Genomic DNA, 13,493 nt, shown 5'->3' with positions numbered 1-13,493 from the left:
GAGAGGAGTTTGGTGCTAAAAAAATATTATCTAGCATTTTTTTTGTTGATTTACTCTAGCAAGAGTTATTCTTCATTTTGGGATGGAGTTGCACAATGTCTAAGTGATCCTTGCAATTGCGGGTATAGTGAGATAAATGAAACATGGAATGGAAGTATAAAACGAACAATAAAGCCAAATCCTATATGCCCACCATGGAATAGGCGGGATGGACGTGATACAGATAATTGCTTGGTTCAATTTAACCCTCCTGAGATATTTATTGGATTTTATCTTCAGCACTGTGCGGAACGTACACCAGAAAGCTCTTATTTTTCACCAAAGATTCGTATAAGAACTCAAAGTTGTAATGCAGTTGCATGCTGGAATCAATCCACTACTTTGAATTGGGATGGTGAATGCATAATATGGCCTGGGGCTTATGCCCTACCCTTACTCAGAATTTGTGCTAGGGTTGCTGTTCCTGCAGTTGCACCAACAGCCTTGAATAGTAAAGGAACGCCAGCAGACCCTGGTTATACACCTGGAAAACATTTGAATGATGTTGGCTTTACAGAAGATGATAAACCGATTATTGGAAGTGATGGAAAACCGATCGTTGGAGATGATGGAAAACCGTTTAATAGACCAAAGCTATGTGCATATAGTGATCCTGGCTTGGTAAACCTCGTCTCAGCTACCGGAGTTCACTTAGATCCGATGGACTGGAATCCAATAAGACAACCTCTTCATAAAACAGATGAGTTACACCCTTTTGCAAAAATTCTAAAGTTTTTAATAGACATTAAGTCTAGTATGAGTATATCAGTACTATTAGGTAAGTTATTAGACATGATTGCTTCTGACAATACACCAGGTCTTGATGTTATAAAAGAAATAGTTAAATGGATAGGATATATTTTTGAACAACAATGGATGTATGAGGTGGCAAAACAAATAGTAGAAGCACTTGGTGCACTAAATCGTTCTGTTGATGACTACCAATTTGGTTGCGTTGAATTACCATTAGGTCCTTTTCCACCACCATATTGCCCTAAATTAAAACAGTTCATTATTACTCCTACGACAAAGCTTGTATGCAGTAAAAAGAAAGGTAATTTATTTGTTCAATCTTCAAATGCACCATGTGTGGTGTCTAAATTAAGAAATAATTTTATTCATAATGTCGTACGTGTTAGTTTAGACAATCTTGTCCCTCTTTGTAGAAATAAAGAAAATCCACAAGAAACCGATAAATGTGTAGTAATAGATAATCTTGGTCCATTTTCTTCAGCCAAAGGAATTCATATTGCTACCATTCAACGCGATGCAATAAAAAAATGTTCAGCTAATGATAAAGAACGTTGTGTTAACACAAAAATTCCCTTTGAATGTACTATTGAGGATGGTTGCAAAGATGGCTTTAGGATAGTTTACGCACAAAAAGTAGGTGATCATTCTGCACCAAGTAGTTACTATGTTGATGATTTACCTGATTGTAATAGCGAAGAAGCAAATGGTAAGATTACTTGTCAAGAAATATGGGGCATAAATATTGGTGAGTTTATTGATGTTAGTCTTGCATTTCCTCCTATACAAGGTCAAGATCCTACAAGTTTACTACCGCTCAAAAAAACCTTTAAGCTCAGAGATAATGTCAGTGACAGGACTTTTGTTGCTTCAATTACTAGGAATACTATATTGGATACTACCTTAAATCCTAATCTTCGTCGTGATCCAAAATCTATTTGTGTAGCGGAAGGAGATAACTTGGTTGGTTGTGAAGACAGAGTAACAGATGGTTACCAAATCCTAACCTATCCATGTGGAGGACTTCCTGGAGTTACTTGCCATAATAATAGCTATTATAACCCTCAATTTATTGCGTCAATAGTGTCAGACGATAAAGGGAATACTGTTGATTCAACTAGTACTGTTATTACACCATTGTCGGTTACTCAGTCAATAGCAGGCGAGACAGAAGCAATAATAAATTTAGCAGGATTTAATTTTACTTCCTTCATGGCATATATTTCTAATACCCCCCCCACTATATATACTGCTATGCCATTTTCTGGCAAAAAATCTATGAATCCTTTAACGATATATGGTAATTATAAAGACGACAAGATCCCCTATGATGCTAAGACAGGAATTCCTACTACAGATTCTGTATATTTAAAGGGTCTTGAATATATAAATGGTAAATATATTCAAGGTGCAACGCATGGTTGTTTACAATTAAAAGATATAGACAAATGTATTCCTGGAGTAAATAATACTAACTGTGTACTAGCAAGACTACTTGAATCAGATACAGTTGATTGCTCAAAATTTAAGACAAAAAGTATGCAATACCTAGGTCTGCAAATCTGTCAGGATACTCATACTGGTTGTAACTCTGCGGAGACTATAGACGATCTTAAGACAAAGGGTATTACGATTTATAAATGTGATAACTCTATGTATTGTTATAAAAATAATCGTAAGCCAAATGTTGAAGTATGTAAAGTGTCTGTAGATAGTAATAATAGAATCGATCCTTCCCTGTCACTAGGTCCTACAATAAACATTGATGGGCAGCATTATACTGCTAAGTTTAATGAGCAAGGTATTCTTGTCGATAAGGATGGTATTTCTCTTGACAAAACTGCTGCAATCCGAGATAAAACCCCACAAGAATTAGGTTTTTGTACTTCAGTTCTTGCCCCTAAATGTCAAGCAATTACCACCCCAACTAATGACAGTGGTAATGCAACATGGTCTAGCACAGAAACAGATGATCCTGACACAAAAATAGGTGATTTGGCACTAGGTACTTGTAAGCCTGGTTGGGTATTAATTGATCCGAATAAACCGCTACAACGTTATTGTCTATCAAATATCGATACTAAAACAGTGACCTTTGAAGCCTTACCGGACGGTGTTGGATGTAAAGAGAATACTGGTCTTAATTTCCAATATACAAGTGATAAAAAAGATTTCCCTGTTAACAATAACTACGATACTTTAACTAAGGTTGGAACCTTTATACTTGGTGGACCATACCGTTCTGCAGCACATACTTACGATACATTTTATTGCGTAAATTATGAGTTTGATATACCAAATACTAACATGCTAAACTCTTTCACCATAGGTGGTACTGGCTCATATTATGATGATTACATAATGATTAAAGTCAGAACGCCCTCGCAAAGCGAGGGGCTTGACGGTTATGAGCAGCCCAAAGGGCTGCCATTGTTAATTAAAATTCTCCTGATTCGTCAGAGCCTAAACTATCAAGTTGCTCTTGATTCTTAATGTAGTGTTTGATCTGATTCTCTTCAAATCCTACAGTTGAGACCGCATAACCTCTAGCCCACAACTTTTCTCCATTAAAATTACGTTTTCGTCCACCAAACTGCCTAGCAACGGCTATAGCACTTTTCCCCTTGATATAGCCTATTACTTCAGCTACAGAATATTTAGGAGGAATCTTGATGAGCATATGCACATGATCTTGTACCATATGCCCCTCTATGATCTTTCTCCCACGTTGAAAAGCTAACTCATGGAATACGTTCCCAAGATATTTTCTAACCTTCCCGTACAATTCTTTTTTACGACACTTTGGAATAAACACAATATGATATTTGCAATCCCATTTAGAATGATTTAAACTTTCGTATGTTGTCATATATTTTCTCCTTTGACCGTCAAGCCAAAGAAGTTATATATGATAACTTTTTATTTTATACTAAATCTAAAGGCCAAGCCTTGATGGTCTCACTAGTCAAACTAGTGGCTTACCTATCATTGAGTTAATAATCAGCTTATTCATACTGGTCCTGATAACTTTAACTCTATGGAATGTAGAAATTACAATGCTGACCGTACTCACTGTGATGTTTACATTTCTAGAAATGGCAAATTTGTAAAAGCATCCGACATAGGTAGAGCTAATAACCTAGCACAACTTAATCTTATGCCACATTTACAAAATGGTAAAAATAATATTAATACTTGTGTGGGAATAGTTGGTGGAGGAACTTTAAATGTTACTATTAAATATCAACTGAAATAACCTGAGTTTGATAAAGACATCAGGCTATCACCATTACTATTAGTCAACAGACCTCTTTCGAAACTCTACTTCTGCTGGTGATTTGGACAATGATGCGGTACTCGAATCCGTAACGGAATTAGAGTACGCTGCGGTTCGAGGTGAAGCGTCTCCTTCAAATCCCTCAGCATAAGCGAGTTTCGAAAGAGCAATTATCTTTTATCTAAATTTTATAAAAATAGATAAATATTATTTAATAACAAAAACACGTTTTTGTTGAATAAGTTTATGGCACACTTCAAGTAACTTACGCATACAAGCAACTATCGCAACTTTCTTAGGTTTAAAATTATTAACAAGCCTATCATATAAAATTTTTAAATATTGGAAACCATTCTTACCAGCTAATACTGCCATGTATAAAGCATCTCTAGGTATTTTCCTGCCTCCTCGAATAAATCTTCGTCCTTGCTTATTACCACTATCACGAGCATATGGAGCTATACCAACAATTGATGACAATTCATTGCTACTATAATTTTTATCCCCTAATTCAGGTACAAAACTAATTAGTTTTGTAGCTAAACATTTACCAATACCAGGTACAGTCTCTAATATTTTTACCTTCTCTTTTAACTCTTCTGACTCATCTATTGTTTTGTTTAACTCAATGATAGGTAAGCCACTAGTTTGACTAGTGAGACCATCAAGGCTTGGCCTTTAGATTTAGTATAAAATAAAAAGTTATCATATATAACTTCTTTGGCTTGACGGTCAAAGGAGAAAATATATGACAACATACGAAAATTTAAATCATTCTAAATGGGATTGCAAATATCATATTGTGTTTATTTCAAAGTGTCGTAAAAAAGAATTGTACGGGAAGGTTAGAAAATATCTTGGGAACGTATTCCATGAGTTAGCTTTTCAACGTGGGAGAAAGATCATAGAGGGGCATATGGTACAAGATCATGTGCATATGCTCATCAAGATTCCTCCTAAATATTCTGTAGCTGAAGTAATAGGCTATATCAAGGGGAAAAGTGCTATAGCCGTTGCTAGGCAGTTTGGTGGACGAAAACGTAATTTTAATGGAGAAAAGTTGTGGGCTAGAGGTTATGCGGTCTCAACTGTAGGATTTGAAGAGAATCAGATCAAACACTACATTAAGAATCAAGAGCAACTTGATAGTTTAGGCTCTGACGAATCAGGAGAATTTTAATTAACAATGGCAGCCCTTTGGGCTGCTCATAACCGTCAAGCCCCTCGCTTTGCGAGGGCGTTCTGACTTTTTATCAAGCTCAGCTATTTCATTCTGTAAAAATTTAATGAGCTTTTCTATACTCTCTTTATCAATACCATCAATGCTATGATGTAGTCTTTTCTTTTCATTGCTAAGCATTAATACTAAATCTTCTCGTCTTTGTTGACATCTCTTCAAAGTCTCTGTGATTCAACTTGATATATATAATTCGCTGAAAGCTGCATCTTATCCGCATAATATGCTAATTTAAATGCATCCTTCCTATCAGTTTTACACAAATTCACCGATTTACTAAAAGAATTAAAACTATATGTATTGACCTTATGTATTTGTTGGTTATTATTATCCAGCTTTTGACAAATCTCAGCTTCGTATCCTCCAGTAGGTTCACATATTATTAGCTTAATCTCTTGCTCTTTTGCTAATTTAATCATCTCTTCATGACCAGCTGCATCATTGGCAAAACGATGATATTTAGGTTTATCGCTTGTATTATATACACATATATCAAGCCAGTTTTTACTTACGTCTAGACCTATTATTTTATTCATGATATAATCTCCTTCTTCTTATTGTGCAAGGCTGCTCTTTTTAAGACCACCTTCTGCAATTTGTTCAAGGTAAACTACCAAAAAGAGGGTACTTATTCTCTTAGCGACTATTTTAGTCAAGGTCTATTCAAGTCACCCTCTTTAATTACTTATAACACATTCTTAAGATATAAGGTCTAATTTAGGAGGATTGGTTTAGTTGCAACGCAACTAGCTGTGAATAATTTAATTTGTGCTAGACATGTTGCTACAGCAGTTTCAGTTCGGAGGATATTTGACCCTAGACTTATTGATAAAGTATTAGGTCTTAATGAAAGCATTTGGAGTTCATTTTGTGAAAAACCACCTTCTGGACCAACAACAACTGAAAGATTTGCCGAAATATCTGATGAGTATATAGGCATGATTTTTAATAAAGTATTATTTTCATCTTCATTTTCATTGGCATATATTATAGAATTATCTAAAGTTTGTTCTAGGAAAAGACTAAGTGATACTACTGGCATAAGAATGCAGGGTATTAAACGCTCGGACTGCTCTGTAGATTCGATAATACATTTCATCAATCTTTGAGTATTAACAGTGCGAAATTGAGATCTTTCAGCGATTAGTGGAATAATTTTTGTTACCCCAAGCTGTACAGCCATATCTATGGCATCCAACATTCTATCACTTTTAATAATAGATATTCCTAAAGTAATACCAATTGCAATAATTAACGCAGTGGTGTAAAATGGGTTTTTAACTGATAAAGGTACTCAAATGGCTAGGTTAATATTACCGCAAGGTTTTCATGGTCATGATTTTATAAAAATGATGAAACATGAGCCGCATGGTCGAAATCGTATACGTTTATTGGCGATGTATTACCTTCAATTAGGCAAATCTTTTAAAGCCATATCTGAAATAGTGAAGTCACACTGGAAAACTGTGCAATCATGGCTCAGAAGATTTAGGAATCATGGTTTTGAAGGATTATTTGAATCACAAAGAAGCGGTGCCCCTAGGAAGATTAACACTATACAAGAGTCTACTCTTTTTGATAAAATCAATACGCTCAGTGAAAGTAAAACTGGTGGGTATATAACTGGAAAGGAGCTACATATCATGTTACTTGAGGAATATGGTGCTAAATGTACTTTAAAAACAGTCTACAATACTATGCACCGCCTTGGTTTTAGCTGGATTACTTCTCGTTCAATGCATCCAAAGTCAAATCAAGAGACTCAAAATACATATAAAAAAACTTCCCAGACATGCTAACAGAATTATTACCAAAAAATATCGATAGATGTAAAGTTGATATATGGTCTCAGGATGAAACTCGAGTTGGGCAACAAGGTAGCTTAACTCGTATATGGGCTAAGCGTGGCACTAGACCCCGTAAAGTTCGGCAACAGCAATTCATTTCAACATATATTTATGGAGCTGCTTGCCATGATACAGGAGAAGCTTTTGCATTAATTTTACCATATGCAAATACACAGGCAATGAATAAATTCTTAGAAGACCTTTCTCGCAGTATTCAAGGCAACCGACATATAGCTTTACTAACGGATAATGCAGGTTGGCACACAGCCAAAAAACTAACTGTGCCAAGCAATATCACTTTGATACCGCTTCCGCCCTATGCACCGGAACTTAATGCAATGGAACAAGTTTGGGAATGGATCAAAAATCATTTCTTGTCTAACCAATGTTATGGTGTATATGAAGATATCGTCACTATGGCTTGTTACGCTTGGAATCAATTTGCTCATAATGTAGATTTAGTAAAATCAATTATGTATAGAGACTGGATAAATACACCGTGTTAATTATTGCAATTGGTATAAGTTCAGGTTCAACTGTTGCTTTTCTTAAAATATTAGTAAGTCCAACATGTAAATTGTTTTTTGTAATACCAGTAATTTGTGCTATAAACTCACCATCTGTGCCGTTAAAAATTCTAAAATGATCGCCAACCTTTAGTCTTAATACTGTTTTAAGGTAGTGACTATGATCTTCTGCAAGATTTAACGAATAATTTTCAATTAGTTTGATATTGGTATATATTCTGTGAAGACGAGCATTTTTCATAATTTTAACTCCAACGATCAATTACTATGTTAACAAAAATTTTAGTTAACATAGTGGAGTAAAAAAGTTGCTATAATAAGAAATGATTGTATTACTTTACTAATGATTTACAATACACTTTGATAAAATCTCATATGCCTGTTTTGGCGTTAGACTTAATATTTTTGGTGATTTTTTTAAACATTGCATAAACATATTAGGGTTCTTTTTATAAAGTTCAACAAACTGATTATTGTTACGATCCATTGAGTTAAACATTTGCGGCGTTTTAGTGTAGAGCTTAAAAAGAATACATCCATCATTATAGTTCATAACTGCTAATAATTGTGCCATAGCCCCAGATGTTTGGAAATGTTGCCAATCTATAGGAGTGTTCCACTTTCCTCCCCAAACACTAAAACCATTCTTAGCAAAAAGATCGATTATTACTTCACTCATTCCGGGTCTAATATTGGTTCGATTGAGATAACTTGATCCTGCCGCAGGCTTCACAGCAACTGCCCCTGTCTGATTTATATCACTTGGAATAGAAAGGTAAGGATTTTGAATTGGATTAATGTCAATTGCAAGACCATATGAATGTATAGAAGGTAAGCCCCCTCCTGTAATTTCACGACAATTGAAACTGGAGCTATTATTATCTGCCATACTTTTGTCATCATCACCATCATAATTTTCAACAGTACGTGCTTTAGCGATAGGGTATTTTAAGGCATATATTCTTTTCAAAATGACGACAACATGCTCAGAAGCAGCATCAAAAACAACTAGTTCTCCATCATGATGTATTACAGAATTAAAATCATAATAAGGGAATTTAATAAGTCTCAATCGATTTAGATTAACTGGACATCCATCATGCCATACTTTCTTCTTAATCATTTCTTGTTTCGATACTTCAGATAACGGCTCTACTGTAAAATCAGCAGCTCCTACTTGTGATATATTTATAAAAAAAATATATAATAATATTATTATTAGCTTATACATAATAATAGCACCCAAAATATAGTAATATATTCTAAAAACCTCAATTCTGGATAAGAATTAGTTAATTCTTATCCAGAATTGGCTTTAATATAAGGAAAAATGCATTCTTAAAGCGGTTTTGCGAATGCATTTTAATTTATTAGCAAATGAAATATTTAACAATCAGGCGTCAAACCGCTTTAAGCCTGATTGTTTACATTCTCATTCCAATTTCGGATTAATTGCATTAATCCGAAATTGAGGTTAAAAAGTATCCTAAACCAGTAAAAGAGTCAATCATTTATTATTAGAGGGAGTTGGTAAACTAAATGTCATATAATTTCACCTTATGCGGAATATAGAAGAGATTGAAAAAACTGCAATATAGAATATACTAAATACAAAAATTGATTACAATGATACAACACTAGCATTACTCCGTCATTGCAAGGAGCCACTTTAGTGGCAACGAAGCAATCCAGAAAATTGACTAAAAATGGATTACTTCGTTGGTTCATATCACGTCTCCTCGCAATAACGCCAGTTTACTATGGTTAAATGCTAATAGGGCTAGCTATACAAATTAGTACATTTATGGATAACAAAAAAGACACTACCATAAAAGATGAAAAAGAAAAGCCAAAGGAAATAGGTGGTTTTAAAGGTCAAGAACCCACTACCCACGGAGATTGGCAGCATAAAGGTAGAGTAACTGATTTTTAAAGAATTTATGCCAAGTTTTCATCAAGCCAAAATCCTACCATATAATGTACAAGAATTATTTCACTTAGTTCTTGACGTAAAGTCATATCCCGAATTCTTACCATGGTGTAGGGCGGCTAGAATCATCTCAGAGAGTGAGAATCAAATTATAGCTGAATTAGTAATTCAGTTAAAAGGTTTTTCAGACAATTATCAATCAAGAATTATATACTCAAATGATTTGAATAAGCAAAGATATTCCATTGAAGTAGAGGCAATCTCCGGACCATTTAAATATTTAAAAAATTTATGGCAATTTTCTCAAGAAGATACTGGTAGTAAAATAGAGTTCTTTATTGATTTTAAGATGAAATTTGCAATAGTTGACAAGTTAGTTAATATATTTTTTACTGATGCTACTGAAAAAATGGTTGATGCATTTGAAAAAAGGGCAGATACTATGTTAACTAAAATAAACTTAGCAAACTACTCTTGAAATAGGGATCAAAATAGCCTAAAAGGCTATTAGATACTATAGATTTCTGCCTTCGTGGGAATGACATCATGCGAATTCGGGATAAGAATTAACTAATTCTTATCCCGAATTGGGATACATCGAGAGTGTATTTAGGGTTTACATAGAAAATTTATAAAACCAAGAGTTTAATTTATGTCCTCTTTGCAATATAAACGAGTCCTATTAAAAGTTTCTGGCGAAGCCTTAATGGGCAACAAACAATTTGGTCATGAGTACTCTATAATCTTAGGAATTGCTGAAGATATAAAGGAAGCAATTGATCTTGGAATAGAAGTATGTGTGGTCGTTGGCGGTGGCAATATTTATCGTGGCACTGATGTCTTATTTGGCATGGAAAGAGCTGCTGGTGATTATATTGGCATGCTTGGCACAGTAATAAACGCACTTACTCTACAAAATATTATGGAAAGTTTGGGTGTTCATACTAGAGTCCTTTCTGCAATCCCTATGATGAGCGTTTGTGAGCCTTATATACGTCGTAAAGCAAAAAAACATATAGAAAAAGGTAGAGTAGTAATTTTTGCCGGCGGTACTGGTAATCCATTTTGCACTACTGATAGTGCAGCTGTTTTAAGAGCAATTGAAATGAGCTGTGATTTATTACTAAAAGGTACTAAGGTTAATGGTGTATATAATGCAGATCCGACAAAGAACCTTAATGCAGTGAAATATTCTACTATAAGTTATACTAATCTTTTAAAAGATAATTTACAAGTTATGGATATTGCTGCTATTGCTGTGGCTAGAGAAAACAACTTGCCAATTAAGGTATTTTCTATTAAAGAGAAAGGTAATTTTGCAAAAGTACTGCAAGGAAAAGGTGAATATACAAAAATTCAAGAAGGTGAATAAAGTATGGTTAAAGCAACTATACGTAAAGAATTACAATCAAAAATGGATAGTTCGATAAGAGTATTAGATCACGAACTCAAGGGACTCAGAACTAGTCGAGCTTCAGTTAACTTAATTGACCCTGTATTGGTTGAAGCATATGGCGATAAAGTACCATTGTCGCAAGTAGCAAGTCTCTCAACTCCAGATGCACGAACTATTACTGTACAAGTGTGGGATAAATCTATAGTAAAATTTGTAGAAAAAGCTATTATAGATACAAATTTGGGTCTAAACCCATCATCAGATGGACAGCTAATAAGAATCACAATACCGTTACTTACTGAAGAACGCCGCAAAGAACTTGTTAAATTTGCTCACAAATATGGAGAAAATACTAAAATTGCCTTGCGTAATATAAGAAGGGATGGTAATGAAGATTTAAAAAAGTTAGAAAAAAACAGTATCATAACTGAAGATGAACAACATAACCTATCAGAAGAAATCCAAAAATTAACTGATGAGTATAGTAATAAAGTGGACTTGCATGTTAAACAAAAAGAACAAGAAATACTGACTATTTAAGTCTAAAAATAGGTGTCATTCCTCAAAGAGATGCCACCTAAATGACTTAGGTATATTTTTTCATAAATAGCCATAAACTATTAGTGCAAACATATTTCATGCTATAATGACTATAATATTTAAGGTATATAATGATTACAAATGAAGAAGTACAAAAAATAGTAAAACTTGCTAGGTTTAATTTTACCCAAAAAGAGATAAGCAGTTTTGCCCATCAATTAACTGAGATGATGAATATGATCAACATTTTAAACGATGTAGACTGTAGTAACGTTGAACCACTTACTTCTGTTTGTGATATGCACCAAAGAATGCGAAAAGACCAAGTATTGTATGGTGACATTTCTGATGAATTATTTGCTAATGTGCCTAATGATAAGGCAGAACTTGCCAAAGAAGTAAAATGTTTTGTTGTCCCAAAAGTAGTAGAGTAAAATATGTCGGAAATTATAAAATTAACCATCACACAAGCCCTTAAAGCCTTAAAGAATAAAGAATTTTCGTGTGTTGAGCTGACTAAAGCACATATTAAAGAAATGGACAAACATAAAGAGTTAAATGCTTATATTACTGAAACTACAGATATTGCTTTAGAGCAATCTAAAATTGCTGATCAAAATTATCATAATGGAATAGCAAGATCCTTAGAAGGAATTCCTATTGCTGTAAAAGATCTTTTTTGTACAAAAGGAGTACTAACTACTGCCGCCTCAAAAATACTCAGCAACTTTGTACCAACATATGAATCTACTGTAAGTAAAAATGTTCAAGATCACGGTACAATAATGCTTGGTAAGGCTAATATGGATGAATTTGCCATGGGATCGGCTAATATTACTAGCTATTTTGGTAACGTTATTAGTCCTTGGAAAGCGATAGATGCACCTACAACTCCGGTAGTCCCTGGTGGATCTTCTGGAGGCTCGTCAGCTGCTGTCAGTAGCTTTTTAGCTATGGCAGCTCTTGGAAGTGATACAGGAGGTTCTGTTCGCCAACCTGCCAGTTATACTGGGATTGTCGGATTCAAACCAACATATGGTCGTTGTTCTAGATATGGTATGATTGCTTTTGCCAGTTCGCTTGACCAAGCTGGAGTACTTACAAGAACTGTTGAAGATACTGCTTTAATGCTACAAGCCATGATTGGTTTTGATGAAAAGGATTCTACTTCTATAAACTCTGAAATACTAGAGCTAAGATCGGCATGTAATAGTAGTGCAAAAAACATGAAAATAGGTGTACCATTTGATATTATGAAACAAGATGGTATACAACCGGATATTATTAAGATGTGGCAGCATACTATTGATATTCTAAAAAACGATGGGGCAGAAATTATTGATATTTCATTACCCTATTCTAAATATGCTCTAGCTGCATATTACGTTATAGCACCTGCTGAAACCTCATCTAATTTATCTAGATATGATGGTATAAGATATGGAATCAGGGTAGGAAATGAGGGAATATCCATTGAGGAAATGTATGAAAAAACAAGAACTGCTGGCTTTGGTGCTGAAGTTAAAAGACGTATTATGATTGGTACTTATTTACTTTCATCTGCTTTTATGGATGCTTATTACTTAAAAGCCCAAAAAATAAGACGCTTGATTTCAGATGATTTCAAGAAAGCTTTTGCACAAGTTGAAGCAATAATTTTACCATCTGCACCATCCGAAGCTTTTAACTTAGGTGAGAAACAAGATAATCCTGTGACAATGTATTTAAACGATTTATTTACTATTCCAGCTAGTCTTGCCGGTCTTCCTTGTTGCTCTGTACCTGCTGCATTATCTTCTAGAGGTTTGCCTCTTGGCATGCAAGTAATAGGAAAAGCCCTTGATGAATATAATACTCTAAAGGTAGCAGCAGCAATTGAGCGTGGTTCAAGAGATATTAGTTTTGTATATTCTAATAAACGCTAAAGTTATCGGAGTTAATTTGATTATT

General features: G+C 34.4%; 18 protein-coding genes. 11 read left to right on the top strand and 7 right to left on the bottom strand.

Annotation, left to right across the window (positions count from 1 at the left end; all coding sequences use genetic code 11):
- Positions 1-12 precede the first annotated feature (12 nt).
- Entirely contained in the window at positions 13-3,282 is a 3,270-nt protein-coding gene (locus AAHM80_RS06410) for a hypothetical protein (RefSeq protein WP_342259645.1), read from the top strand.
- On the opposite strand, the gene tnpA (AAHM80_RS06405) is transcribed toward AAHM80_RS06410, so the two are convergent.
- Positions 3,227-3,658, bottom strand: a complete 432-nt coding sequence (gene tnpA / locus AAHM80_RS06405) for an IS200/IS605 family transposase (protein ID WP_342259383.1) — start codon at positions 3,656-3,658, stop codon at positions 3,227-3,229. The genes AAHM80_RS06410 and tnpA (AAHM80_RS06405) overlap by 56 nt on opposite strands.
- A 168-nt stretch (positions 3,659-3,826) precedes the next feature.
- On the opposite strand from tnpA (AAHM80_RS06405), the gene AAHM80_RS06400 reads away from it, so the two are divergent.
- Positions 3,827-4,045, top strand: a complete 219-nt coding sequence (locus AAHM80_RS06400; protein WP_342259644.1) for a hypothetical protein — start codon at positions 3,827-3,829, stop codon at positions 4,043-4,045.
- Positions 4,046-4,273: 228 nt separating this feature from the next.
- Here the strand turns inward: AAHM80_RS06400 and AAHM80_RS06390 are convergent, their stop codons facing one another.
- Positions 4,274-4,594: a transposase gene (locus AAHM80_RS06390; protein WP_410521527.1), complete on the bottom strand. Its 321-nt coding sequence runs from the start codon at positions 4,592-4,594 to the stop codon at positions 4,274-4,276.
- A gap of 220 nt (positions 4,595-4,814) precedes the next feature.
- On the opposite strand from AAHM80_RS06390, the gene tnpA (AAHM80_RS06385) reads away from it, so the two are divergent.
- Entirely contained in the window at positions 4,815-5,246 is a 432-nt protein-coding gene (gene tnpA / locus AAHM80_RS06385; protein WP_342259643.1) for an IS200/IS605 family transposase, read from the top strand.
- Here the strand turns inward: tnpA (AAHM80_RS06385) and AAHM80_RS06380 are convergent, their stop codons facing one another.
- From AAHM80_RS06380 to AAHM80_RS06370, 3 genes are all read right to left on the bottom strand, one after another.
- On the bottom strand, positions 5,247-5,465 hold the full coding sequence (locus AAHM80_RS06380) for a hypothetical protein (RefSeq protein ID WP_342259642.1): 219 nt from the start codon (positions 5,463-5,465) through the stop codon (positions 5,247-5,249).
- On the bottom strand, positions 5,462-5,839 hold the full coding sequence (locus AAHM80_RS06375) for an IS110 family transposase (RefSeq protein WP_342259641.1): 378 nt from the start codon (positions 5,837-5,839) through the stop codon (positions 5,462-5,464). The genes AAHM80_RS06380 and AAHM80_RS06375 overlap by 4 nt, the downstream gene beginning before the upstream one ends.
- 176 nt (positions 5,840-6,015) lie before the next feature.
- Positions 6,016-6,504, bottom strand: a complete 489-nt coding sequence (locus AAHM80_RS06370; protein WP_410521486.1) for an RsmE family RNA methyltransferase — start codon at positions 6,502-6,504, stop codon at positions 6,016-6,018.
- Positions 6,505-6,601: 97 nt separating this feature from the next.
- Here AAHM80_RS06370 and AAHM80_RS06365 point away from each other — a divergent pair, with 97 nt between their 5' ends.
- Positions 6,602-7,102, top strand: coding sequence for a helix-turn-helix domain-containing protein (locus tag AAHM80_RS06365; RefSeq protein WP_342259545.1), 501 nt, complete (start codon positions 6,602-6,604; stop codon positions 7,100-7,102).
- On the top strand, positions 7,096-7,656 hold the full coding sequence (locus AAHM80_RS06360; protein ID WP_342259384.1) for an IS630 family transposase: 561 nt from the start codon (positions 7,096-7,098) through the stop codon (positions 7,654-7,656). The genes AAHM80_RS06365 and AAHM80_RS06360 overlap by 7 nt, the downstream gene beginning before the upstream one ends.
- Here AAHM80_RS06360 and AAHM80_RS06355 read toward each other — a convergent pair.
- Complete coding sequence (locus AAHM80_RS06355) at positions 7,622-7,918, bottom strand: RNA methyltransferase PUA domain-containing protein (RefSeq protein ID WP_342259640.1); 297 nt, start codon at positions 7,916-7,918, stop codon at positions 7,622-7,624. The genes AAHM80_RS06360 and AAHM80_RS06355 overlap by 35 nt on opposite strands.
- 99 nt (positions 7,919-8,017) lie before the next feature.
- The gene (locus AAHM80_RS06350) at positions 8,018-8,908 is read right to left on the bottom strand and encodes a M15 family metallopeptidase (RefSeq protein WP_342259639.1); all 891 of its coding nucleotides are present in this window, start codon (positions 8,906-8,908) and stop codon (positions 8,018-8,020) included.
- 573 nt (positions 8,909-9,481) lie between these two features.
- Here AAHM80_RS06350 and AAHM80_RS06345 point away from each other — a divergent pair.
- From AAHM80_RS06345 to gatA, 6 genes are all read left to right on the top strand, one after another.
- On the top strand, positions 9,482-9,610 hold the full coding sequence (locus AAHM80_RS06345; protein ID WP_410520814.1) for a DUF1674 domain-containing protein: 129 nt from the start codon (positions 9,482-9,484) through the stop codon (positions 9,608-9,610).
- Positions 9,611-9,617: 7 nt separating this feature from the next.
- Positions 9,618-10,085, top strand: coding sequence for a type II toxin-antitoxin system RatA family toxin (locus AAHM80_RS06340; RefSeq protein WP_341751545.1), 468 nt, complete (start codon positions 9,618-9,620; stop codon positions 10,083-10,085).
- Between the two features lie 174 nt (positions 10,086-10,259).
- Entirely contained in the window at positions 10,260-10,979 is a 720-nt protein-coding gene (gene pyrH / locus AAHM80_RS06335; protein WP_341751544.1) for a UMP kinase, read from the top strand.
- A 3-nt stretch (positions 10,980-10,982) separates the two neighbouring features.
- A complete protein-coding gene (gene frr, locus AAHM80_RS06330) occupies positions 10,983-11,543 on the top strand; it encodes a ribosome recycling factor (RefSeq protein WP_342259638.1) in 561 nt (186 codons plus the stop codon).
- A gap of 131 nt (positions 11,544-11,674) precedes the next feature.
- Complete coding sequence (gene gatC, locus AAHM80_RS06325; RefSeq protein ID WP_342259637.1) at positions 11,675-11,977, top strand: Asp-tRNA(Asn)/Glu-tRNA(Gln) amidotransferase subunit GatC; 303 nt, start codon at positions 11,675-11,677, stop codon at positions 11,975-11,977.
- Positions 11,978-11,980: 3 nt separating this feature from the next.
- A complete protein-coding gene (gatA, locus tag AAHM80_RS06320) occupies positions 11,981-13,468 on the top strand; it encodes an Asp-tRNA(Asn)/Glu-tRNA(Gln) amidotransferase subunit GatA (RefSeq protein ID WP_342259636.1) in 1,488 nt (495 codons plus the stop codon).
- Positions 13,469-13,493: the final 25 nt, after the last annotated feature.

The sequence above is a fragment of the Candidatus Tisiphia endosymbiont of Metellina segmentata genome (assembly GCF_964030715.1).
Classification (GTDB): Bacteria; Pseudomonadota; Alphaproteobacteria; order Rickettsiales; family Rickettsiaceae; genus Tisiphia.
Note: the sequence above shows the minus strand (reverse complement) of the source record. Positions and strands in the feature narration are given on the sequence as shown.